Origin of the sequence: Alicyclobacillus macrosporangiidus CPP55 (genome assembly GCF_000702485.1) — a bacterium.
GTDB classification, from domain to species: domain Bacteria; phylum Bacillota; class Bacilli; order Alicyclobacillales; family Alicyclobacillaceae; genus Alicyclobacillus_H; species Alicyclobacillus_H macrosporangiidus_B.
Window position 1 is genome coordinate 1236264 of sequence record NZ_JNIL01000001.1, and the last position, 22852, is coordinate 1259115.

24 protein-coding genes and 1 pseudogene are annotated in these 22852 nt (G+C 53.8%); 10 read left to right on the top strand and 15 right to left on the bottom strand.

All coding sequences use genetic code 11. The features are described 5' to 3' along the window. Positions 1 to 12: 12 nt before the first annotated feature. A complete protein-coding gene (locus tag N687_RS0106375; RefSeq protein ID WP_035462083.1) occupies positions 13 to 465 on the bottom strand; it encodes a ferritin family protein in 453 nt (150 codons plus the stop codon). Between the two features lie 166 nt (positions 466 to 631). On the opposite strand from N687_RS0106375, the gene N687_RS0106380 reads away from it, so the two are divergent. Then, positions 632 to 862 (top strand): hypothetical protein, encoded by a 231-nt coding sequence (locus N687_RS0106380; RefSeq protein ID WP_029421067.1) that lies wholly within the window; start codon positions 632 to 634, stop codon positions 860 to 862. A 626-nt stretch (positions 863 to 1488) separates the two neighbouring features. Continuing rightward, positions 1489 to 2274 carry an endolytic transglycosylase MltG gene (locus N687_RS0106385; RefSeq protein WP_029421068.1) on the top strand — a complete coding sequence of 262 codons (786 nt, stop codon included), beginning with the start codon at positions 1489 to 1491 and terminating at the stop codon, positions 2272 to 2274. 229 nt (positions 2275 to 2503) lie between these two features. Here the strand turns inward: N687_RS0106385 and N687_RS0106390 are convergent, their stop codons facing one another. Next, positions 2504 to 3847 carry an IS1380 family transposase gene (locus N687_RS0106390; protein WP_029419949.1) on the bottom strand — a complete coding sequence of 448 codons (1344 nt, stop codon included), beginning with the start codon at positions 3845 to 3847 and terminating at the stop codon, positions 2504 to 2506. Between the two features lie 248 nt (positions 3848 to 4095). Between N687_RS0106390 and N687_RS0106395 the strand changes: the two genes are divergently transcribed. Continuing rightward, the gene (locus tag N687_RS0106395) at positions 4096 to 4434 is read left to right on the top strand and encodes a L,D-transpeptidase (protein ID WP_029421069.1); all 339 of its coding nucleotides are present in this window, start codon (positions 4096 to 4098) and stop codon (positions 4432 to 4434) included. A gap of 91 nt (positions 4435 to 4525) precedes the next feature. Here N687_RS0106395 and N687_RS0106400 read toward each other — a convergent pair whose 3' ends face one another. After that, positions 4526 to 5803, bottom strand: coding sequence for an acetylornithine deacetylase (locus N687_RS0106400; RefSeq protein ID WP_035462085.1), 1278 nt, complete (start codon positions 5801 to 5803; stop codon positions 4526 to 4528). Between the two features lie 714 nt (positions 5804 to 6517). Beyond that, positions 6518 to 6715: a sigma factor-like helix-turn-helix DNA-binding protein gene (locus tag N687_RS0106405; protein WP_029421071.1), complete on the bottom strand. Its 198-nt coding sequence runs from the start codon at positions 6713 to 6715 to the stop codon at positions 6518 to 6520. A 163-nt stretch (positions 6716 to 6878) separates the two neighbouring features. On the opposite strand from N687_RS0106405, the gene N687_RS0106410 reads away from it, so the two are divergent. From N687_RS0106410 to N687_RS0106425, 6 genes are all read left to right on the top strand, one after another. After that, positions 6879 to 8189, top strand: a complete 1311-nt coding sequence (locus N687_RS0106410; protein WP_419670122.1) for an Nramp family divalent metal transporter — start codon at positions 6879 to 6881, stop codon at positions 8187 to 8189. A gap of 33 nt (positions 8190 to 8222) precedes the next feature. Then, positions 8223 to 8993 carry a VIT1/CCC1 transporter family protein gene (locus N687_RS0106415; protein ID WP_231493413.1) on the top strand — a complete coding sequence of 257 codons (771 nt, stop codon included), beginning with the start codon at positions 8223 to 8225 and terminating at the stop codon, positions 8991 to 8993. Positions 8994 to 9414: 421 nt separating this feature from the next. Continuing rightward, positions 9415 to 9795, top strand: a complete 381-nt coding sequence (locus N687_RS22910; protein ID WP_081841201.1) for an ArsR/SmtB family transcription factor — start codon at positions 9415 to 9417, stop codon at positions 9793 to 9795. After that, a complete protein-coding gene (locus tag N687_RS20760; protein ID WP_231493414.1) occupies positions 9792 to 10484 on the top strand; it encodes a cation diffusion facilitator family transporter in 693 nt (230 codons plus the stop codon). The genes N687_RS22910 and N687_RS20760 overlap by 4 nt, the downstream gene beginning before the upstream one ends. Positions 10485 to 10496: 12 nt before the next feature. Then, positions 10497 to 10739, top strand: coding sequence for a hypothetical protein (locus N687_RS24685; RefSeq protein ID WP_269320516.1), 243 nt, complete (start codon positions 10497 to 10499; stop codon positions 10737 to 10739). Between the two features lie 18 nt (positions 10740 to 10757). Then, the gene (locus N687_RS0106425; RefSeq protein WP_029421074.1) at positions 10758 to 11402 is read left to right on the top strand and encodes a cation diffusion facilitator family transporter; all 645 of its coding nucleotides are present in this window, start codon (positions 10758 to 10760) and stop codon (positions 11400 to 11402) included. Between the two features lie 528 nt (positions 11403 to 11930). On the opposite strand, the gene N687_RS24695 is transcribed toward N687_RS0106425, so the two are convergent. The 6 genes and pseudogenes from N687_RS24695 to N687_RS0106460 form a co-directional block, all read right to left on the bottom strand. Next, entirely contained in the window at positions 11931 to 12899 is a 969-nt protein-coding gene (locus N687_RS24695) for a C40 family peptidase (protein WP_231493416.1), read from the bottom strand. A 113-nt stretch (positions 12900 to 13012) separates the two neighbouring features. Next, the gene (locus tag N687_RS24350; protein ID WP_197029217.1) at positions 13013 to 13237 is read right to left on the bottom strand and encodes a hypothetical protein; all 225 of its coding nucleotides are present in this window, start codon (positions 13235 to 13237) and stop codon (positions 13013 to 13015) included. A 68-nt stretch (positions 13238 to 13305) separates the two neighbouring features. After that, on the bottom strand, positions 13306 to 13533 hold the full coding sequence (locus N687_RS0106445; protein WP_029421076.1) for a hypothetical protein: 228 nt from the start codon (positions 13531 to 13533) through the stop codon (positions 13306 to 13308). Between the two features lie 63 nt (positions 13534 to 13596). Then, on the bottom strand, positions 13597 to 14433 hold the full coding sequence (locus tag N687_RS0106450; RefSeq protein WP_029421077.1) for a 3-hydroxyacyl-CoA dehydrogenase family protein: 837 nt from the start codon (positions 14431 to 14433) through the stop codon (positions 13597 to 13599). 168 nt (positions 14434 to 14601) lie between these two features. Next, positions 14602 to 15624 (bottom strand): LacI family DNA-binding transcriptional regulator, encoded by a 1023-nt coding sequence (locus N687_RS0106455; RefSeq protein ID WP_051663007.1) that lies wholly within the window; start codon positions 15622 to 15624, stop codon positions 14602 to 14604. A gap of 18 nt (positions 15625 to 15642) precedes the next feature. Beyond that, positions 15643 to 16056 (bottom strand): annotated as a pseudogene (locus N687_RS0106460) (AMP-binding enzyme); the annotation flags it as partial. A gap of 159 nt (positions 16057 to 16215) precedes the next feature. Between N687_RS0106460 and N687_RS0106465 the strand changes: the two are divergent. Beyond that, positions 16216 to 16650, top strand: coding sequence for a hypothetical protein (locus N687_RS0106465; RefSeq protein ID WP_029421080.1), 435 nt, complete (start codon positions 16216 to 16218; stop codon positions 16648 to 16650). 210 nt (positions 16651 to 16860) lie between these two features. On the opposite strand, the gene N687_RS0106470 is transcribed toward N687_RS0106465, so the two are convergent. The 5 genes from N687_RS0106470 to hypE form a co-directional block, all read right to left on the bottom strand. After that, positions 16861 to 17853, bottom strand: a complete 993-nt coding sequence (locus N687_RS0106470) for a HoxN/HupN/NixA family nickel/cobalt transporter (protein WP_029421081.1) — start codon at positions 17851 to 17853, stop codon at positions 16861 to 16863. A gap of 99 nt (positions 17854 to 17952) precedes the next feature. Further along, on the bottom strand, positions 17953 to 20217 hold the full coding sequence (gene hypF / locus N687_RS0106475) for a carbamoyltransferase HypF (protein ID WP_029421082.1): 2265 nt from the start codon (positions 20215 to 20217) through the stop codon (positions 17953 to 17955). A gap of 1 nt (position 20218) precedes the next feature. Beyond that, on the bottom strand, positions 20219 to 20485 hold the full coding sequence (locus tag N687_RS0106480) for a Uxx-star family glutaredoxin-like (seleno)protein (protein WP_029421083.1): 267 nt from the start codon (positions 20483 to 20485) through the stop codon (positions 20219 to 20221). A 6-nt stretch (positions 20486 to 20491) separates the two neighbouring features. After that, on the bottom strand, positions 20492 to 21652 hold the full coding sequence (locus N687_RS0106485) for an SIS domain-containing protein (RefSeq protein ID WP_197029218.1): 1161 nt from the start codon (positions 21650 to 21652) through the stop codon (positions 20492 to 20494). Positions 21653 to 21670: 18 nt separating this feature from the next. Further along, positions 21671 to 22705 carry a hydrogenase expression/formation protein HypE gene (gene hypE / locus N687_RS0106490; RefSeq protein WP_081841204.1) on the bottom strand — a complete coding sequence of 345 codons (1035 nt, stop codon included), beginning with the start codon at positions 22703 to 22705 and terminating at the stop codon, positions 21671 to 21673. Between the last annotated feature and the right edge of the window lie 147 nt (positions 22706 to 22852).

Genomic DNA, 22852 nt, shown 5'->3' on the forward strand with positions numbered 1-22852 from the left:
CTGGGCGGCAGTTCAAGACAGACCGTACAAGAAGTTGAATCGTTGGGCGTGCTCCATTTCATCCGTCATGGTTCTGAACAGGATGTCTCGAATCTTTGGCACCCGAGTGCTCAAATACATGTCTCGGTACAGCTCCGCTGCATCCAATTCACCGCGGAACGCAAGTTCCAGTCCTTCTTTGTACGAAGAGAACTGTGTCGCCCGCGCCTGCACAGACGGTTCGTGTCCCGTGAGTCGACGGTACAATCTGCGGAACATGCGGAGGTGAACCATCTCGTCCTCCCTGGCGTGGGTTACAAAATCACGATAACGAGCGGGTGCCATTCCGCCCAAAACTTCATAAAACTCGATCGTGGTCGCCTCGCCATTGATGGCGTTCTGCAATTGGGAAATAAACATGTTCCTGTCTTTGAAGTCTTTCCCGTACGTGTGGTACGCGAATGAACCCCAATGCAATGATTCCATGCTTCTCCCTCCACGTTTTTTCCCACTCTATGTGTCCACCCAGCCTAAACGTTCATCCAGTATCGGGCTCCACTCATCCGTGTCGTCACCGAAGGCATCCGATTCAGGGTAGTTTTTCGCGCACCATGTCCATAATGTAAGAATAAAGTACTCCAGCGAGGGAAGGGTGGTCTGGTTGATCCGCCTACAGTGGTACGAACACTACTTCACGCGCGTGATCCCGGCGGCGTCGTGCGACACCCCGCTCACCATTCCGTGCACGCACGGATGTGACAAGGTCATCCAATTCTTGTCTCCGCACGATCTCGCGGTCATTCACCAACTCTGCCTGATTGAGGCAGAACGGATGGCGGAGTCTGTACTGGAACAGATCCACGTGGCCAGCTGCGAAGCGTAATCCAGCGTCCAAGCGCGTGATCGAGATTGTTTTGAAAGGCATTTCCCGAGTCCATGCGGATATGCCCAACAGCCGGATGCGCGCGGCACGACCCGATTCGAGCCGCGCGTCATTCCGTTCTGGATACCATGGTCACCGCCACAGAAAACCCGGAGCGCATCACCAGAGCGCACACATGGGATGTAGCCGGCACCGATTGTACTGTACCGTTTTACACCTCGAACGCTGCTGCCACGACCCTGATTTGTTACGCTAGACTGGTTGCTGTCACAGCTTCATAGCGTCAAGTGTTAAGCAAGCTAGATTTCACATACTGTCTCGACATTGAGGACTTGACGTAGCTGCGAATCAACTGCCTTCCGGTCGTTTCTCGGCGGAAAGTTTCAACAAACCGGTTTACTTCCCTCATAGGTTTTCCATCCGGCCATATTCCGTTTGGTACCAGTACACGGCTTGTGAAACGGAACACGGACGTGATGTGTCCTGTACCCCCAAAATGACGGTTGGGGGGACGAAGTTTATGAGTAATGCGCGCGTCATTCCGCGAAGTAGAATGCCTTCTTGATTCAGATGGATTAAAATTCCTTCTATACTTCCATGTACATAGAAAGACAAGGTGAAAGATCATGCAAGAAGAAACGTCCTACAGTTCAAACCCGTTAATTCAATCGGTTGTGTATAAGTCGTTCAGCCGTGCCATTGAAGACATCGGTCTGCCTGAGTTTACACACCAGGTGTTTATCCGCGAAATCACACCGCACCTAAAAACGGTCGGAAGTCGATTTCCCGATGACGAACGGTCGCTCAGCAGAATGTGGAAGGCCATTGTGCGAGGCGAGATCATTGCAACAGAAGTTTGGAATGATGAAATACTGGTGTTCTATGTACGTGGGGAGTGCATGGGATACTTTGTGGATATCCGACTGACATGTCGAAGTGGCGAATGGCACGTTCAATCCGTTGTTGCCATTTACCCTCGTACGCTTTTTCGTTCTGTGTGGTTCCGCCGCACGGCCTACGCGGGGGGAGTGCTCGTTGCGGCAGTTCTGGGCTACGCAGTCCACCATCCAGCCACACAGCCGGTTGCTCCCGCTCCGCAACAAGTGACGTCAATCCATTCAGCGCAAGCTGCGGGCAACGACGATACCACGGATGGGGCGTCTTTGTCCTCGCGGGTTCAACAGTCTGAGCCGCGCACGATCACGTTTACCCTGTCAAGAGGCATGGCTCTGTCTGAGCTCTCAAAGTTCCTGGAATCTCAACACCTGGTGAGTGATGCCACAGAGTTTGACATGGCCTTGAAGAAGTCGGGCGTTGATCGAAATATCAAACCCGGGGTGTACACCTTTCACGAGGGTATGAGCGAAAGCCAAATCATTGACGTATTGAAACAGGGGTCATCCAAATCTTAACTATAATTCCGATTGCAGAGCGTAAATTCAAAGACCTGAATCCGTGACAGGGTACCTGTCGAGCACTCATGCGGCGTTTATCTTGCATCGAACGGGCTGCGACTGCATTGGTGCGTGGAGCGATTCCATCGAATTCAACCGTAAGGGAACGCCAGTTCCCGCAGAAGCGAATAACTTCCCCGGCCTGTTCATCGTCAGGCTTTGTTCCCAGGCCACAAGACGGCACATGTTATACGAAGGTCAAATACAAACGGCGAAACACAGGGAACCATCGGTTCCCATGCCCCAACTTCAGTTTGCTCTGCCTGGCATGTCGGACTAGTTTCGCAGCCAAGGTCATCAAGTTCTGAATCACCGTCCGGATACGACGACGTTCTGCCTTCTTACGCAGAGGTGCATCGTTGCGTTTTAGGCTTTCCTGGCCAATCACCCTCAGCAAGTTGTAAGCCATGCATACAAAATGCAGTACCAGGTTGTTGGTTGCGAACTTGCCTGACGGTAACCGTTCAGCGTCCAGATCCGTCTTGATTTCGCTGTGGAACTGTTCCATCACGGCGTGGTCATGGTACAGACGAATGATCACATCTGGGTCGTCGGGCAGTGAGGTCCAGTAGGCGTCGACCTCGATGTCTGGGACCAACAGGGTTTGCCCGTCGGCCATGGTGGTCCGTTCGATGACTTCGAATACCATCCGAACTGGTTCCGACAGGCCCTTGACCGGGCACATCAGCGAACCGTGATACACTTTCTTGCCTGGCCGAGGTTCGTGGCATACACCGTGCTGCTGGGCGGTCACGAGCCAGGCCTGGGGGCTTTCCTTTCGCAGATTCCGTTTGATAATGAACTCGGCCCTGCTGTCCTGAGAACGACACACGGCAAGGTTTTCTGCACTGTCATTTCCGGCATCCATGCGAACGAGCAGCGGAAGGGCTGAAATCTGCTTTGCGTACTGAATACTCTTGCGCAAGAAGGCCGCTGTATCCTTTTGAACATGGGTACTGCCTTCACGCAGCTGAACATTGACCACATAGCCCTCTTGGCCGAGGTAAGCAAAGATTGGGGCGTATCCATCGTGGCCTTTGTACGTGCGGGAGACGCCTTCTTTTTTCGTTCCCGAGTTATCAAATGGGCTCACGTCAAGGTCCAGGGGAATGTAAGCCCGGCGTTTCGATGACTCACCCAGCACAATCGGATGCAGTGTAACATTCAGGGTTCTCAAGAGGTTTGCGGACTCTTCGAGTAAAATACTCTCCCAGCCGGCCTTTCCGGCGGCCATATCCAAACGCTGGCGCAGCGTTGGGCTCGAAGGCACGCTGTCCATCTGTAGTGCGATCGTGAAAAACTCGTCATCACGAAAGGCTTCGATGTGGTCAAAGTCCGTCTTGCCTTGACAAAGCAGGCCGATGTATGAGTACGCCACATCTCGGTTTGAAATGTCTGGTTTTCCCATGCCTGACAGGCGAGTCCGATTCAGGCGTTCACCGAGAGTGGTTTTGTCCAGCAATAAACCGACAAGGGTCATTCCAGAATGTGTGACAATGACTTCGTCGGATTCTTCGATGATAAAGCGCAAGGGGGTTCACCTCTGAGGTGAAGGGGGATTGAAGGGAACGGACATCCCAACGATCCCGATTCTACACGACAAATCACAAGTGCTTCAGTAGTTTTTACACCTGCTTGTCACGGATTCAGGCAAAGAGAAAGTCCGACAGTTTCCCATTGGTTGGACATGACTGGGTATAACGCATAAGAAATCCGCCGCCTGAATCCGCACGCGACAGCACACTCCTCGCGCATACGCTGTGGCAAGAGGTGAATCGCATGCCAAGGCGGCGGATTATTGTTGATTTATCGGATCGGCATCTGTATCTGCTCGAGGACGACAAGGTTGTACGCGGGTTTCTGGTGGGAATCGGGAAAATACTTACACGCACTCCGGAGGGCGAGTACTGGATCATCAATAAGGCGCCGAATCCGGGCGGGCCGTACGGCGCGTATTGGATGGGGTTGTCCAGGCGTGGCTACGGGATACACGGAACGAACAATCCGGGGTCGATTGGAAAACTGGTCTCGAAAGGCTGCATTAGAATGTACAATGAAGATGTGCTCCAGTTGGCGAGTCTGGTACCGATTGGTACGCACGTGACCATTCGGGCATGAAAGTTTCAAGCGGAGCCGTGTCCGAATGATTTTTCGACATTCGGTAATGCGTCGCTCCAACTGGGTTCCCGGAAGTAGGACGGGACCCCACTTACGTCGTTGGCGTATTGCACCAGTGCGCGATCATTTTGGCAATGACCTTGGTAAAATCGAGCAGCTCGGTGAGCGCGATGCTTTCATCCACAGCATGCGCATTTTTCAAATCGCCCGGCCCGTAAATCATCGTCTCAATCCCGGCCCTGCCGAACCATCCGGCGTCCGTTACCGTGCCAGACATATCAATCACGGGCGCTGTGCCTAGCACCGAACGATGCATTTCCGCAAGCATTTGCACTCCGGCCTGTTCAGGGTCAATGGCCAGTGACGGAAAAATCTCACCGCGCTCCTCAATCATCGACTTCCCGCCCCAGCGGAACTTCGGTAGATTGTTGCGCAGCCATGGGTCAGCCTTGGCTGCCGCCAGCACATGTTCCTCAATTTCCTGCACGACTTGCTGATAGTCTTCGTCCGGATAAAAATGTACTGTGATCCATAAAGCACAACGGTCCGCAACAAACGCGGCGTTGCGCCCACCCTCAATCACCGCCGGATTGATCGTATTCATCCCCGCCGGAAAGCCCGGATACGACTTGGTAACTGCCCAATGGCGCTCCAACTCCTGCAGGCTGGCGATGACTTTCATCATCTTTTCAATCGCGCTGGCTCCGTACACCTTGCCACCAGCATGAATCATTTTCGAGCGAATGCCGTCGTGGAACGTTTGCGGGCTTTCGATCACAATCCAACCGGTGATCACACCACCTTGTCCTTGAATGTGCAATTCACTCGAATCGACCACCAGCGCCAAGTCGGCCGTATAACCCCGTTCGATACATGCCTGCGTACCTGCCTCGCCCGCCTCTTCACCGATGACCGATTGAAAAATCAGATCGCCTTTCCACTCCACGCCATACTCCTTGAGTAACTGAATGGCAAACAGCGCCCCGGCCAAACCTCCTTTCATATCGGATACGCCTCGTCCCAACAGCCGCTCACCATGGCGTGTTACGCGAAAAGGCGGAACGCTCCACACGCGGTCATCACCCACTTCTGCCACGTCGATGTGACCGTTGATGATCAAACTGCGGTGGTTCTCTGAATCGGTACCTTTGTGTACCCCGACAAGATTGAAGTCGTTCGGGTACACCTCCCAAAGATCTGTCTGGAATCCATTTTGTTGTAAGAGGCTAGCCAAAAACATCTGCGCCTCCACCGTGTTCCGTGCCGGCGGACTTACGGTGGGAAAAGAGACCAATCGGTCGAGCAAAGCGATCAGTTCCGCTTGCCGCTTGTCGATGTCAGCGAGAACTCGTTGCAACCTTTCTTCCACTTTCTCATCCTCCCAAAGCACCTGTTCGGTCTTCCGCACCCGTTCACTTGGGGTTGAACGCGTTGTGACTGTTGGTTCGTCAGTGCTTCGACAGCGAAGTCTTTCTATTCTAGTTTATCCTTCGTGAAAACAAAAAGCCCGCCACCCAGTGGGGGCACCGGCTAATCCTCACACTTCCACGTGAACCATCGCAGTCAAGTCCTCGCGACACGCCGAACCCACTTTTCCCAAATTCTGTGACACCCGGATACGGACCTTCCCGAACCGGGAGTCTGCGTTCCGGCTTTTGGGTGCCCTGCTGATGGAGATCGGGCTGTGCTGCACTTGCCAGGGCCGAGTTCACAGGGCATTCAACCGATACCCCGTCCGTGTGATGTTGTACCGCGTACCGCGACGCCGAGTCCTGCGGATCGTTGGATGTTGTGAACACCATCGCGGCGATCGATTCCCCCGGTACCGACAGGTAGTGTCCCGCCACGTCTGCCGGCCGTGACAACGCCCTGATGCGTGTGGACGTTTTTGAGTGGTCGGCCACGTGACCGTCCAAATTATATTGGACACGTACAGCCACGTCTTGCCCGGTCTTCAGCGTGCAGGCGCACACCAAATCGAACCTGCTTCGAAAACCAGGAGACAACAATTTCGATTCCCGAAGGGTAGAAAAGCCGGCATCTGCACTTGCGCGAGGCGTCTCATCCTCTCCTGAATTTGCCTTCAAGTCCATCTGGATTCCCTTCCTTCACGAGGCTTGGGGCTTCGTTCATCTGCTTCAAAGAACGCCTTCTGCAGTTTCTTGATGGCTCGGTGCAGGGTCACACGGACCCTGACCTCCGGCCAGCCAAGGAGTTCCGCCACTTCCCGCACCGGCCGGTCCTGAATCACACGCAGGACGATGACCTGCCGGTACGGCACGGGGAAGCTGCATTAAACACTTTCCAAGGGCAATTTTTTGTGGACATGCATCTTTCGACCTGAATTGTTGTATAATAGCGACGTAAAAGTTTCCTTAGGCTAAAATTGTTTCTCTGGAGAAACTCCTTTTTACACGGGAAACATTCAATATCACGAGAAGGTGGTGTCTACGGTGAATACACCGTCTTTACAACTGGGGAAGGAAAGCAAAGCTGTCATTGCCGCGCGCGCGGCAATCTCTCAGCAGAGAAAGGGATTGCGGGCTCTCTTGCCATTCCTCGGACCCGCATTCATCGCTTCAGTGGCGTATATGGACCCAGGAAACTACGCAACCAACATTCAAAGTGGCTCCGAATTCGGATACAACCTGTTGTGGGTTGTGATCTTGGCGAACTTGATGGCGATGTTAATCCAAAACATGTCCGCCAAGTTGGGGATTGCGACGGGCAAGAACCTCCCAGAAATGTGCCGAGCATATTGCCCCAGATGGTTGTCTTACATCATGTGGGCGTTCTCTGAAGTAGCTGCCATGGCAACGGACATTGCCGAATTCCTGGGTGCAACCCTCGCGTTAAATCTATTGTTTCACATTCCAATGCTGATCGCGACAGTCCTGACAGGCGTGACAACTTACCTCATTCTTACCCTTGAGCGCTTGGGGTTCCGACCGTTGGAGAAGTTCATCGCATCCTTTGTTTTAGTCATTGCGGCTTGTTACGTCATAGAGACCGTGATCGCAAAACCGCAATTCAGCCAAATTGCATATCACAGCGTTGTGCCCTGGCTGGGAAACAGTGATGCAGTGTTGTTGTGCGTAGGTGTCATCGGTGCAACGGTCATGCCGCATGCGGTGTACTTGCATTCAAGTCTGACGCAAAATCGCGTGGTTCCGCGTAATGACGAAGAAAAGCGCAGCATCTTCCGGTTTCACACAAAGGAAGTCGTGATTGCAATGAGCCTTGCGGGGCTGATTAACCTGTCCATGATGTTCATGGCAGCTTCCGCATTTCATGGGTCTGGTCAAACTCAAGTTGCGGATATCGCTTCCGCTTATCAAACCCTGACTCCTCTCCTTGGTGCAGCTTCCGCAGCCGTGTTTCTTGTTTCGCTTTTGGCTTCCGGTATCTCAAGTTCAGCAGTCGGCACGATGGCAGGGCAGGTCATCATGCAAGGTTTTGTCGGCTTCACCATCCCGTTGTGGCTCAGGCGCGTGATTACGATGTTACCGACCGTGATCATTGTTGCACTCGGCATTGATCCCACACGGACGCTGGTCATCAGTCAAGTCGTCCTGAGCTTGGTGTTGCCAATGCCAATCATCTCTCTGATTTACTTCACAAGACGGCGCGATATCATGGGGGTTCTCGTCAACAAGCGAATTGTAACAGTCACCGCAACACTCTGCGCCGTGGTCATTCTATCTCTAAATGTTCTGCTCCTGTACCTGTCGTTTGGCGGTTCGTTACCGTTCTGATGCGTGAACGGAGACAATTAAGGAGGTTGTCTCATGAACTCAGACATTGTTGGAGACCGCATTTCCCCTGTTTCGGCCATATCCGAGTCGATTGAACGGATCTGGAAACAAGAGAGATGGCATAAGACTCGTACAGGTGGATGGATTGGAGACGCGATTTACGGAATAAATGACGGTTTGGGCGCCATCTTCGGGATTATCGCAGGTGTTGCCGGTTATACGGCAAATAGCCAGACCGTGCTCATCAGTGGATTTTTTGGTGCTCTCGCAAGCACGCTTTCGATGGGGGCGGGTGCCTGGTTGGCGACAAAATCCGAGACAGAGTTACAACAGAGAGAAATTGCCCATGAACGACGCGAAATTCTTGAGGAGCCTGAGCACGAATTCGAAGAACTTGTCCTGCTCTATCAACTCAAAGGATTCTCAGAAGAAGAGTCGCACAAACTGGCAAGACACGTTGCCAAAGATACAGACCTGTTCGTGAAGACCATGGCGCAAGAAGAACTTGGCATCACCGAAGAATCTGCGGGCAATCCTTCGATGTCCGCCCTGGTCGGAAGCATTTCCACATTTGTGGGTGGAATCGTCCCACTCGTACCGTTCTTCTTCTTGCACGGGCCTGTCGCAATGATTCTGGCAGCCACGGTTAGCATTCTTGCGCACTTCGCGGTCGGAGCAGCAAAGAGTCTTGTTACTGCACGCAGCTGGTGGTCCAGCGGACTGGAAATGACAGCAGCTGGAATTATTGTAGGTATAGTGGCATACGGACTAGGTGTGCTAGGTACTCTAGTCGTGCAAGTGTAGTCAATGAGCGAGGGGAAGTCCAATTGGAACCTGGTGAATTGTTACTCGGGGGAGTCGCTATAGTTTTACTGGTAGGGTGCAAAGCACTCGCGCGAAAGTACCTACGGAGATCGGGAATGAAGAATCGCGGACCACGCGATAAAAACCATTCGAACATGTAACGCTGTTGCTATCTGATGAACTGACAAAACGTCCCGACTAATGGGACGTTTTCCTTTACCATCTCACTTTAGCCCAAAGCTCGACAATGGTACTCCTCGATACCCAGGAATTCAATCAACATACGATAAGCGAACGCTTTTAACTTGCGGTGTCTATGGTCATCTCACGCGACAAGTGAATTTGATTTTTGGAGGCACGATTTTACGTGGTTGAGTATATAATGAACATGTGAGTAATTGATCATATAGAGGTGGCGTCAATGTTAGATATTAACCAAGAAGCGTGTTGTGATACCGTTCACCAAGAGGCGGTCAACGATTGTACAGAACAACTCCCTGACTCTGTAGTGGAACGTTTGTCCTTGACGTTCAAGGCACTCGCTGACCCTACACGGATTCGTATCTTACACAACTTATCCAAACGTGAATTGTGTGTATGCGATCTCGCTGAGATACTCGGAATGACCCAATCCGCGGTATCGCACCAATTGCGTTATTTGCGGGCATTACGATTGGTGAAGAACCGCAGGGATGGAAACACAGTATATTACCGCCATGACGATGCCCACACAATAGGACTGCTGCAAATGGCGATCGACCATTCGTTTCATGTCAGTAATGAAAAAGGAAATAACGAATGAGTGGACATAATCACGACCATGGGCATGACCATGGAGATGTATTCCATGCTCATGCCCCAGCAGGGAAAATGAAACTCGCGTTTTTCTTGACTTTGATTATTCTTATCGTGGAAGTCGTGGGTGGCTGGCTTTCGCGCAGTTTGGCACTCTTATCAGATGCGGGACATGTACTCACCGATATTGCAGCCATTGGACTGTCCTGGTATGCCATGAAGCAAGCGGAGAAGCCCGCCAGTGAAGGCATGACGTTTGGGTACTATCGGGCTGGTATTTTGGCGGCTTTCATTAACGGCATCACATTGATTTTGATTACCCTCTGTATTTTATGGGAGGCGTACAACCGCGTTCTGCACCCCGAACATGTCGCGCCAGCTTGGATGTTTATCAGTGCAGGCGTGGGTTTGGCGATGAACTTGTATCTTGGCTTGGGGATGCGCCACGAAGAAAACCTCAACGTGAAAAGTGCCGTCCTGCATATGCTTGGAGACGCTGCCGCATCCGCTGGGGTTATTGTGGGCGGAATTATCATCGCGTTCACACACTGGTACGTCATTGACCCGATTCTAAGCGTTCTCATCGCATTACTCATTGCCTTCGGCGCTTGGCGGATTGTCAAACAAACGGTCAGCATATTGATGGAAGACACACCTGCGGGCGTTGAAATTCCTAATGTCGTGGCTGCGATTTAATCCGTAAAGGGAATTCAGCATGTACACGACTTGCACGTTTGGACGATTACGAGCGGACGAAACGCGTTGTCCTGCCATGTGGTTGTCGATGGCAAGATGACCGTGGAAGAGACCCAAAAACTGTTGCAGGGCGTGGAACACAAACTTGCTCATTTAGGTATTGGTCATGTGACCATCCAAACCGAAGATCCCACGCATCTGCACGATGAATCGTTACTTTGCAAAAACGATGGTATCCATGATCATCATCACTAATCTGGGAGAGTGAATCCCATGTCTTCACACGCCGCTTCCGTGAAAAAAGGTGTCATCATTGAGCTTATTTCGGTTGTTTGGATGATCATTGAAGCAGGGGTCGCGATTGGTTCGGGCATCATTGCTCATTCTTTATCCTTGGTCGCCTTCGGTGCAGACAGCATAATCGAACTTATTGCGGGTGGGTTTTTACTCTGGAGATTGACGATTGAAACGAACAGGGTAAGCCTGGCACGGGTAAAACAGGCGGAAAAGGTGTCATCATGGGTTGTTGGGATTGCTTTGCTGTTGTTAGCGGTATACATTGTGCTGGCTTCCGTTGATAAGCTGTGGACGCATCAAGGGGCGGAATCAAGTTATGTTGGTATCAGCTTAGCGATTGCTTCGGGTATCATCATGCCTTATCTGTCCCGTGCCAAAAAACGGATTGGTTCTGAAATTGGCAGTAAGGCGTTACGCTCAGACGGGGCGTGCAGTATCGTCTGTGCTTATATGGCTTGGACAGTTCTAGGTGGCGTGGTCTTGACCGCATTGTTCGGCTGGTGGTGGGTTGATTCAATCGCTGCCTTGGCGTTGGTCTACTTCGTTGTCAAAGAAGGTTGGGAAGCCGTCCAAGAAGCACGTGGAAACGAACATGCTTGCGGTTGTGGGTGTTGTCATTAAAATTAAAGAGCAACAGAACACAAATGAGTGATACCACTCGCAAGGTACATTATTTACTGGATTATTATTAATTATCATGGAGGATAAGAATAACTAGAGTGACAGGAATCGTTACTTGGCGATTCATCATGATGACAAATTCAGGACCGTCAAGTGGTGATTTCACCGTTTGTGTCCAAAGTGTGACGTAGAAAGGCTCCTCCGAAAACTCTGTGATATCCTCCGTCTCGTTGCAAAAGACGCAACCTGGCTCATACTTCCGCAGAATGATTCGATCTCCGTCCGTGAAGATTTCAAGCCCGTCCTTGCCTCTTATTTTAGATTTGCAGTCAGATTTGCAAGCCAGTAGCGAAACTTGTTGCACGGGAATGCCGCGAGCGGCACAGACCGGGGATGAAATCGGCCCAAAAACCGGGTTTCTCCACAATCGGCCACTCGACCTCCCTTCGCCACCGCTCTAACCCGAAAAAACCGATCATGAAAGGGGCGGCACATCGCGTCAAAGCGCGATTCAAATGTAGCGCGATTTCAAAACATCCGCTTGACCACAGTGAGGTGATTGCCCCAATAGGTCCCCGGCGTCACCTTCAGGTATCCGACTTTGGCCAGTCCGCCTCCGCACTGGATGGCTTGTCCATTTCCTGCGTAAATGCCGACGTGCCCTCCTTGGTTGAAAACCAGGAGGTCCCCTGGCCGCATTTGACTCTTGGGCACGATCACACCGACACTGAGGTACTGTCCCCTGCTCATGGTGGTCATTTTGTAACCGAGTGCGTGGTGGTACACATACGCCGTAAAATTGCTGCAGTCGAATCCATATTGACCCCTATCCTCATTATGTCCCCAGATATAGGATGTTCCGAGCTTGCTTTGTGCGACGGAGAGTACAGCATTTTCCTTCTGCACGATGGGGGCATGGATGCCTGCAACCGGAGTGATGGAGCGGTCAATCGATACGCCAGGCGGAGGAATCGGAATGGCGCTAGCACTCGGCGCGCCCATGGCGAACCCGCTCATTTCTGAAGGCACGGCATTCACGGCGTCGGAATGTGATGTGCGATATAAGTCACTTGGTACGGAATATGTCCTCGCCGTTTGCGTTCTTTGTTGCGAAACATCAATCACTTTCACACTGTGAACTGGCTGATTAGCATATCGGGTTGTCGCATAGTTCACCACACCATCAACAGAGCCAGTATCGACTACGTCTTGAGGTCCTGCGGCAGGTGTTCCCCCCAGTTTTGCAAAACGCTCATCCGCGATTCTCGTGCCACGATCCCGCACGTACAAAACGGCGGTCTTCGTCGAGGCGTCATAACGTGTATGGACCACCTGTACGACGTTTGGCAAGGCACCCGTTGCAACTCCGGCGCTTTGGTTGGTTCGTGTGATGGCTGCATTGTTTGTCGCCTGCTGCCCACAACCCGCAATGAGCAGTGAAACTGAGATGGAAGCAATGGAAGCCATCAAATATGCCTTGCGATGGCGAACCGTCATGGATGCACCCCTCCTGTCCATTTGCCTTCAGGGTGCATTATGGACGCGTCTGCCATACATCGTCTTGGCATTGATATGGAAGGCCTCGTCGTCTTTCACGGATCGCCCGAGCTTCACCCACCCGCCCAGCGCATCCATCCGAGCACCGCGGTGAGCACCGCGCTGCTGCTCACCGCCACCCACTCGCGGCGCGACGACGAGGGGGCGGGCTGAAAGCGGGTAGGCCGTTTTCCGAAGCGGTCATAGCCGCGCGCCTCCATCGCCAGCGGACAGGTCCTCGGCCAGTTGGAAGAGGGCGACCAGTATCGGGATCGCGAAGACCGGGTTGTCGCGCGCACGCACCCGTCCCGGCCGGGCCGCCGACTTACCGCGGGCGCGGGCAATGCGAGAAAACCGCTCGAACTGCTCACCGATCACGGGGATGAACCTCAGCACCAGCGATGAGGTTCGCCTGTTGGATGTATGCCTCGAACATCGAGGGGATGCCGTGCGCTGGCGAGACATCCTTGGGGATCTCACGATTCCAGGGATCGGCCGCAGTCCGGTCGATCTGGTTAGCTGTTGGGGCTACCACCGACCGGGCGAATTCCGCCGCCTCCTGACGAATGCGTAACTGACCGCTGCTCAAAGCCACCGGCACTCATCCCCCGCTTCCTGGTTGAATAACCTGAGTCGTGACCGCGAAAGCGATACGGACTCACGCCTGATCGTAGACATAAAACCCGCGTCCCGACTTTTTCCCCAGCATGCCCGCCTCCACCATCCGCCGCAGCAGGGGGCAGGGACGGTGCTTGGAATCGCCAAACCCTTCGTAGAGGCTCTCCAGGGTGAACAGGGTCACGTCCAATCCGCACTGGTCAATCAATCGCAGCGGGCCAATCGGGTGATTGGCGCCGAGCGTCATGGCTCGGTCTACCTCCTCGGGATCGTTGCCCTCCATGACGAGATAGACTGCCTCATTCATCATTGGAACCAACAAGCGGTTGACCATGAAACCGGGATAATCCTTAGCAATCACCGTCTCTTTCCCCAGGCGTGCGCCCACAGCCTGTGCTGTTCTTACTGTTTCCTCGGACGTGTGGATGCCGCGAACAATCTCCAACAGCTTCATGATCGGAACAGGGCTGAAAAAGTGCATCCCGACCACCTGTTCCGGTCTCCCGGTGACCGATCCGATGGCCGCGATCGACAGAGACGACGTGTTGCTCGCCAATACCGCCTCTCGCTTGACCACCTCGTCCAATCGGCGGAACATCGCCTGTTTCAGATCCAGCTTCTCTGGAATCGCTTCAATGACGAGATCCGCCGAGGCACCTTCCTCCAACCGCGTCGTTGGGCGAATGCGGCTGAACAATGCCTCTCGCTCGTCCTCGCTGTAGGAGCCCCTCTTCACCATTGAAGCGACGCTCTTTTCAATTTGTCGCCTGCTGCGTTCCAGGTCTGCCTCCGTCCGATCCACAAGAATGACATCGAACCCGGCCCGGGCGGCGACTTGAGCAATCCCCGAGCCCATTAATCCCGCTCCGACCACCATCACGGTGTTGATCACGTCCTCGTCCTCCTTACACGGGTTCGTTGAATCCAAAAACTCGTCGTTCCAATTTTGTCGTTCCAATTTTCTTGATGCAGGCGTCGTGTTGTGCATTGCGAAGTCCGTTTGCATACGTATTCCTTCCGTGCATCCCTACCTTCCTGCAACGGTTCACAACCGTCGACGAGCGGTCGTCTTTCTCACCACCAACTCCGGTTTTAAAACAATCTGGCGGGGAGACTGCGCCAGCTCGCATTTTTCCATCATGTCTATCAACATTTCCGCCGCGATCTCGCCCATCGTGAACCGGTGGTGGCGCACGGTGGTGAGCTGAATCGCTGCATGCGCCGCCATTTTGATGTCATCCATCCCTGCTACGCTCACGTCCTCCGGAATGCGATACCCCATCGACATGGCGACGTCCATGCCAATCAAAGCCATCGCATCGGTCGCGTACACCACAGCGGAGGGCGGTGTGTCCCGATTCAGCAACTTCCAAGTGGCTTTTTCCACCTCCTCCGGCGACGAGGCGTCGACTTCCATAACCATCTCCGAATCGAGCACCGCCCCTGCCACTTCCATTGCCGTCTTGAATCCGGTGAATCGCTCCAGAAAAGTAGAAATGTTGGCAGGCCCCGACACGTACGCGACGCGCTCGTGCCCCAAGTCGAGCAGGTGTTGCGCAATCAGCCTCCCGGCCAACTCATTGTCCAATACCACATAGTTGCCACCGGTGCGTGGACGGCGGTTGAAAAACACGTACGGGATTCCGCTGGCCAAAATCCCGTCAAACAACGGTTCTTCCAGTTTGATGGATGACATGAGTATGCCGTCCACCCGATTACTGAGCACCGAGTCTAATATATCCTTCAAATTCGCCGTGCCCTCAAAAAACACGATAGTCTTATAGCCGTGTCTCATCAGGAGCTGGACGATGGAATCCGTTGTCTCGACACAATATCCGTTGCTGAGTGAACCGGAAATCAAAGCCACCAGTTTGGTGCTCTTGGTGATGAGGCTGCGGGCAATCAGGTTCGGCTTGTAGTGCAACTGCTCCATCGCCTTGAGTACTTTCTCCCGCGTCTCCTGCCGTACGCCGGTGGGATTGTTCAGAACACGCGACACCGTCGCCTGGGATACCCCCGCAAGTCTCGCTACCTCTTTCGATGACACCATCGCCTGTCCCTTGTGCATACGTATTCTTCCCCAGTTCTACTGTGTCTGCTTGGCTCGTTCCTCCTCGGCCAGGATGCGCCGGAGCAGTTTTCCGGTGCCGGTGGCGGGCAAGGACTCCCGGAACTCGACGTAACGCGGATACTTGTAGTTGGCCATCCGTTCCCGGCTCCATGCGATGATCTCTTCCTCCGCCACGCGGCCGCGATGCTCCTCGTTGAGGACGATGAACGCTTTCACTGATTCTCCACGCACCGGATCCGGCACCCCGATGACCGCCGCCGCCTCCACCGCGGGGTGGCGCAGGAGCATCCGTTCCACTTCCTCTGGGAACACACTGTACCCGGAACACTTGATCATCTCTTTCTTCCTGCCGAGAAAGTAAAGATAGCCTTCCTCATCCAACTTCCCGATGTCCCCCGTGTACAGCCATCCCTCGCGCAGTGCGTCACTTGGGACCACTACAAATTTCAAATTGACGGCACAATACAGCGATTTAGACGGTACACAAACACCGTGTTCCGCATATAATGTCAGTTATATAACAACGTATCAAATAGAGCGCCTGTTTGATACAGACTTTCGTCTGGGAGGGGTGTTCCTAAATCAATCATGAAAATTCATGAGCAAAAGATCAAAGATCTATCATTGAAAATCGTGAGAGTTCTGGAGGTCGCCCTATGCGGACTTCTCATCTGCGGGATCGTCTTGCAGGCAGTGCGCATGGTATTTGCAATACCGACATTGGGAACAAACACTTCGACGTTCGAAATCTTTCTCGACCAAGCTCTGGTGTACATCATCGGCCTAGAAATCGTGTTAATGTTGATTCATCGAGATCCATATCTTGTGATAGATATAGTTTCTTTCGCAATCGCAAGAAAAATGGTGATGACCACCGAAAACGGTCTGAATTTTGTGCTGGGTTCTATTGCAATTTTCATTCTCTACTATGTGAAATGCTACGGTATTAGTTGCAAGCTGCCTTGGTCTAAAACTGACTCTACAAACACTCTGTTCCAGTCAAATGAACATCACTCACTGTAACCCGTGAACCAGAAAACCTGAAACTGAATTGCCGATCAGACCTTTCCTTCTCACCCGCGTTCGATAATTGACGGTCATAAAATCCCGCGACGCATGCCTGTAAATAAGTCCGGGAAGCTGCATCCACTACAGCATTCCAAGTCTATCGCTACAGGGCTGACTCGACCCATCCAACTCGGGGTTCACTTACGTATACTAGGGAATCTGACTCTAGCTTTGTTCGATGCGAAATAATCTCCATAAACAAAACGAAATGCCATATACCAGGACAAACAGAAGGACCAGTATGTAACCCAGGGCACCGAAACTGAATCCTTGAATCCACTCCCAAACTCCATTGTGAAGACCGAGTTCGGGTATCAGTACCTGAGCTAGTTCAATGAGCCCGATAATCAGTGCAGCCAATACGCCAAGGCCCGTCACAGACAGGTTGTAATAAACCTTCCTGATAGGAGTGGATAAAGCCCACTTGTAAGCAGTCGTCATGAAAATCCCGTCCGCTGTATCCATCAAGCTCATCCCAGAGGCAAAGAGAATGGGCAACGCTAGAATTCCAGCCAATGGAACCGAATTTCTTGCAGCCTCTGCAGAAATAGCCAATAAGGCCACTTCGCTTGCTGTATCGAACCCTAAGCCGAATAAGAAACCAACGGGATAAACATGCCAGCTTTTAGTGATTAGTTTTAGAAGTGGCTTCACGAATCGTACCCAAAATCCACGTGAAAGCAGAACTTCCTCTAGCTCCGGATCTTGATAGGCTCTTTCTCGCATTCGCACGAATAAGCGATAAATATCTGCGAAAAGGAATAGATTGATGCCCCCGATGACAAGTAGGAACGTACCGGAAATCGCGGTACCGATAATTCCACCAATACTTTGAACCTGCGGTATCTGCCGCTGTGCAAAGTGCACAGCGAAAACAGCGACTACTGTCATACATGCAACAACCGTGGAATGTCCCAAAGAAAAGAAAAACCCTACACCCATCGGATCTTTACGCTGTTGAACCAGTTTGCGTACTGTATTATCAATCGCCGCAATGTGATCAACATCGAACGCATGTCTGAGCCCAAAGGTATAGGCCAGAAAGGCCATTCCACATAAAGCTGGATGGTTGAAAGCTGACAAACTCAATAAAGTTATCCCGAGAATATGTAACCCTGAAACCAGCACTGCATACTTAAGCCATCGTCGTGGAATCATTAATAGGCTCCCTTCATTTGGTTCACATTTCTGTATGTGTCGATGGAATCTATTCGCTATTAACAGATTGTAACATCCAAGATCGTCACACCTTACCCATCAATCATACCGATGCATTGCAGCCACGAGCGCTGCCTGCCCAATACTGATACCGCCGTCGTTAGGAGGAATCAACCTGCCTATCCATACGTCCATGACACTGTCGGCAAATAACTCCTTCAGATCGGATAGCAAAAGGAAATTTTGAAACACGCCGCCAGACAACACGACAGTGTCGATCCCATAGGTTTCTCCTAAAGACATCACGCTTCTAAATATGCCTTCCGCGATGCTCCGGTGGAACGACCGGGCAATGCCCGCCACGTCCCGTCCATTCAAGCGATCTTCCACCATCGCTTGCATGAGAGGACGATAATCCAGTTCCCTTCCATCCCACGGAAAAGGATACACCTTCTCCAAAGAGGCTGTACTGGCTAGATGTTCGAGCCAAATGGCTGCCTGGCCCTCAAACGAAATGGCCTCGGTGAATCCCAAAAGAGCGGCCGTCGCATCGAAAAGCCGGCCTACAGAGGTGGTGGCAAATGTGCGAAGTCCTTTTTTAATCAATTTCAACGCCGTGAAATACCGTTCGGGAAGCGCCAATTGGCTGCCAACGTCCGTCGCCAGTTCCGGCACGTCCGAAAAGAAACCAGCCAGTGCTTGAAGCGGAACACGGGCTGCCGCATCGCCACCAGGAAGCACGGCATAGCGAAGGTGACCGCACCGTTCCAATCCTTCTGCTGCGCTGCCAACAAAGATCTCCCCACCCCAGATCGCCCCGTCATCGCCAAAGCCTGTTCCATCCAACGCCACACCGATCACCCGCTTGTCAAGAGCAGCTCGTTCCGCCAACACGGATGCGACGTGGGCCCGATGATGCTGGATGCCAACCCGCTCGGCTGTGTCCAACTCACGAGCGAACTGAGCGGAACGATAGTCGGGATGGAGATCGTAGACCACGATTGTCTTCTCTAGTGGCACGTCATACATCGACAAAAGGTCTCGGACGGTTTGTTCAAATGCAGTGTATGCCTCGTACCGAGTCAAATCGCCCAAGTGCTGACTGACGACTGCTTGTCCGTTCACAACCAATGTGATGGTATTTTTCAAATCAGATCCGAGAGCGAGAATGGAGCGATCGGTTGGCAATCGTGTCACGGGAAGCGGAGCATATCCCCTGGCGCGGCGAAACACCATCGGCCCGTACGCACTCACACGGACCACGGAATCATCGACGCGGCGCGCGATGGGGCGTTCGCCGATGAGCCAAGCATCGGCAAGCCCCTGAAGCGCTTTCACTGCGTCCTCGTCGGTATAAACGATGGGCTCACTGGAACGGTTGGCACTCGTCATTACGAGCACCGGGGGCGCTCCGAAATAGAACAACAGGTGGTGCAGCGGCGTGTACGGCAACATCACTCCCAGGTCGCGGTTGTCCGGAGCCACGCCTGGAAGTAACCGACGAGCACGAGCCAGAACAATCGGACTGGCAGGGGAAATGAGCAAACGCTCCTCCTGAGGCGATAGTTCGACCAGCTGCCGTGCTGTTTCCAGGTCCTTGGCCATCACGGCAAACGGCTTCGCCCCTCGGCGCTTCCGTTCCCTCAATGTCTGCACCGCCTGACCGTTCTCAGCGTCGCAGGCGAGATGATACCCACCCAACCCTTTGATCGCCAGGATGCGCCCTTCGCGAAGAAGGTTGGCCGTTCTCTCTATGACTTTCCAATCCTCGCCGCGCATTTCGCCGCCTTGCCACCGCATGTAGTAATGGGGGCCGCACTTGGAACACGCGATCGGCTGCGCGTGAAACCGGCGATCCGTTGGTTCGTGATACTCGGCTCCACAGTCCGAACACATGGGCCACGCTTTCATCGTCGTGTACGGGCGGTCATATGGCAGTGCCTCGATGACAGTGTAGCGCGGACCGCACTCAGTACAGTTGATGTAAGGATACATGTAGCGGCGGTTTGTCGGACTGAACAACTCACTCATACACGCCGGGCACACGGCGAGGTCGGCGGGAATGTGCACCGTCGGCCGGTCATGGCGCATGCTTTCACGAATTTCGAAATCAGAAAACTCTTGTATGGCCGCGTGTTCGACTCTCAGATCGGTGATTTGCGCCAACGCCGGCGGGCGCGCGGTGATCTCTTCAATGAACGCATCCACGCCGCTCGACTCGCCCTCCACGTGGATCTCTACGCCGCTTTCTCCATTGCGCACCCACCCATTCAGTCCCCACTGCTTCGCCAGGCGAAAGACGTAAGGGCGGAACCCGATTCCCTGAACGACGCCGCGGATACGTATGTTGCGTGCCGCCTTCACGTCAACCCCCACCTCGGTACACAGACGTCTCCTTCATGTCAGGTGGCAGCGCAACCATGCAGCCGCGGCCGCCGACCCCGATCTGGATCACACGTTCACCCTCAACCAAGGCTGGCACGGTTCGGCCTCCTGTCAACGCCACGAGACGCCTCAGGGCTTCCCTGTCCTCCTCCACGTCGTATTCCACAAACTCCTCCCCGTCCCACTGCAAGGACTCGCGCAATTCCATCGTGTAGGGACAACCTTTCGTGCCGTACAGTTCCAGCATCCTCCTTTAGCACCTCTCTAAGCCTTCACGAATGATATGGTACACGCTCGCCTGCACCTCTTGAATTCGGGGAATATAGTCCGAGCGAACCACGATGGGGACGTCCGCCAACGCCCTGCGCACGACCTCACCCCCGTCATACCCGAGCAGGGCCATGGTCGTCAAACCTCGCTTTCGCGCCTCCTCCAGGGCCATCAGTACGTTCTTCGATCCACCGCTGGTGGAAATCGCCACGACCACATCGTGGGGGCCGGCTTGGGCAATGAGTTGGCGCAGAAACATCACGTCTGGTCCCACGTCGTTTGCCAGTGCCGTGAGAATGGCCGGCTCCATGGCCAAAGAAACGGCAGGATAGGGCGTCAACCCTTCCGGAGGGAGCACCATTTCCAGTGCCCAATCGTTGGCATCTGTCGCCGAGCCACCATTGCCAAAGACAATCAACTTGCCTCCCTGGCCGAACCGGTCTGCCATCGTCCGGATGGCCCGAACCACCTGTTCCGACTCTTCTTCCGCGACTCTCTCGCGCAGCCGAACGACATCCTTGGCCTTTTCCTCAATCGAGCGAGCCACTTCCACCACGACGTGCGACGTGTCCTGCCGTTGCGATCCAAGAAACGGATACAAGAACGACGCTGCGCCCGCCTCCTGCCCCAACTCCCGATGTTCGAAGAAGACGTGAACCGTCTCCCACAGGGTATGATACAAAATCTCAATCATCTCTTGGTGGATGAACGGATCTCCGTCGGGTGGCGTCACTGCGTAATCCCCATGTTTTCCTGGCAATGCGAATGTCAGTGCACCCTTTGAGCGAGCAAACGCCAATGCCTCTTCGACAGTAGCGTCCCCCTCCGGAGGAGCAAAACCCATGACAATGTCATCCGATTGCACGCTCGCTCTCACCCATTCGGAAAACGCCATGGACAGGTCGAGAGCCGGGAGAGCCCGCTTCCCGACGATGACAGGGTGCACGAACTCGACGGACACGTGCTGTGCATCAGTCGTGTACACCCCCCGGCCAAATGCGAGCAGGCGGCCGCCGCGAAGGAACCGTTCTGCCATCTCTCGGCACGCGCGCGCAAGGCGAGCCGATTCTCTGGGGAAAAACCGCAGCGAGACCTCGTTTCGCGCATGGAGACGTTCTTTCACCCATTCCGTCAGGCGTTCCATGGATCCCATTCTCCTAGGTCAACAGATCCGTGGCAACGGATCCCCCACGAGCATATCGACCACCCTCGTGCCTCCGTACCGGGAACGCGCGAGCACGACCCGCTTGGGTGCTTCTTGAATCTCTCCAATCCGTCTCGCACCCTCTCCACCTGGTGTTCGCGTAATGGATTCCAGCGCGACATCAGCATAGTCTGGTGAGACAATCGCAAGAAACTGACCTTCGTTGGCAATGTGAAGAGGATCCATCCCCAGAATTTCGCAGGCACCGCGGACGGTGGAACGTACCGGAATCGCCTCTTCGTCCAGCACTACGGCAACCTTAGCGTCTCTTGCCAATTCGTTCAGTGCCGTGGCCACGCCGCCGCGCGTCGGGTCCCGCATCCACCTCAGACCCGGCGCTGCGGCGTCGATGAGCGCGGACACGAACGGCCACAGCGGCCGCGTATCCGACGTCAGATCCGCCTCCAAATCCAATTCACCCCTGGCCAACAGGACTGTGATCCCATGATCTCCAATGGGCCCGGAAAGGATCACCTGGTCCCCTGGCCGAACGTTTTGTCCGGAGAGATGCACCCGCGGATCGGTCAAACCAATGCCCGCCGTGGTGATGAACATGCCATCCGCTTTGCCGTGTTCAACGACTTTTGTGTCTCCGCCCACCACGGACACACCGGCCCGCTGCGCGGCTCGTGCCATGGCAGCCACTTCGCGCTCCAGTTCCGACGTCGCCAAGCCAGCTTCCAAAATGAGCGTGCTCAGCAGCGCCAGCGACTTCGCCCCTCCCATGGCCAAATCATTTACGGTGCCGTTGACGGCAAGTTCTCCGATGGACCCTCCAGGGAAGACGAGCGGCTTTACAACAAAGCTGTCCGCCGTCACGGCCAAGCGGGATCCGTTCACGTCGAGATACGCCGCATCGTTCAACTCAGTCGGCGCGCCGTCCACCAAGTACGGAACCAACAACCCCTCTATCAACCGCCGGCTGGCTTTCCCGCCTGCGCCATGAGCCAGCCCGATGTGGTCATCCGTGAAATGAATCTTGGTGGTCGTCATCCGCATTCTCTCCTTCGTCCTGGCGCTTGCGTTGTTAAGGCTTATCTCCCTGCAGCGGCTCCGCTAGCGTGTCAGTTTTGCGTCATTACTAACAGAATCACCTCACGGAACTCGCCACAGGCGTTCTCTAGCAGGGACATGATGACG

Bases quoted from the DNA above. Each gene is read 5' to 3' on its own strand.
- N687_RS0106385 (WP_029421068.1), top strand. From the start codon at position 1,489: ATGCAAGAAGAAACGTCCTACAGTTCAAACCCGTTAATTCAATCGGTT.
- N687_RS0106450 (WP_029421077.1), bottom strand. From the start codon at position 14,433: ATGGTGGTCGGAGCGGGATTAATGGGCTCGGGGATTGCTCAAGTCGCC.
- N687_RS0106455 (WP_051663007.1), bottom strand. From the start codon at position 15,624: ATGCACAAGGGACAGGCGATGGTGTCATCGAAAGAGGTAGCGAGACTT.
- N687_RS0106470 (WP_029421081.1), bottom strand. From the start codon at position 17,853: ATGATTCCACGACGATGGCTTAAGTATGCAGTGCTGGTTTCAGGGTTA.
- N687_RS0106480 (WP_029421083.1), bottom strand. From the start codon at position 20,485: ATGCTGGAACTGTACGGCACGAAAGGTTGTCCCTACACGATGGAATTG.
- N687_RS22910 (WP_081841201.1), top strand. From the start codon at position 9,415: ATGTTAGATATTAACCAAGAAGCGTGTTGTGATACCGTTCACCAAGAG.
- N687_RS0106415 (WP_231493413.1), top strand. From the start codon at position 8,223: ATGAACTCAGACATTGTTGGAGACCGCATTTCCCCTGTTTCGGCCATA.
- N687_RS0106395 (WP_029421069.1), top strand. From the start codon at position 4,096: ATGCCAAGGCGGCGGATTATTGTTGATTTATCGGATCGGCATCTGTAT.
- N687_RS0106465 (WP_029421080.1), top strand. From the start codon at position 16,216: ATGAAAATTCATGAGCAAAAGATCAAAGATCTATCATTGAAAATCGTG.
- N687_RS20760 (WP_231493414.1), top strand. From the start codon at position 9,792: ATGAGTGGACATAATCACGACCATGGGCATGACCATGGAGATGTATTC.
- hypE (WP_081841204.1), bottom strand. From the start codon at position 22,705: ATGACGACCACCAAGATTCATTTCACGGATGACCACATCGGGCTGGCT.
- N687_RS0106375 (WP_035462083.1), bottom strand. From the start codon at position 465: ATGGAATCATTGCATTGGGGTTCATTCGCGTACCACACGTACGGGAAA.
- N687_RS24695 (WP_231493416.1), bottom strand. From the start codon at position 12,899: ATGACGGTTCGCCATCGCAAGGCATATTTGATGGCTTCCATTGCTTCC.
- N687_RS0106485 (WP_197029218.1), bottom strand. From the start codon at position 21,652: ATGGAACGCCTGACGGAATGGGTGAAAGAACGTCTCCATGCGCGAAAC.
- N687_RS0106425 (WP_029421074.1), top strand. From the start codon at position 10,758: ATGTCTTCACACGCCGCTTCCGTGAAAAAAGGTGTCATCATTGAGCTT.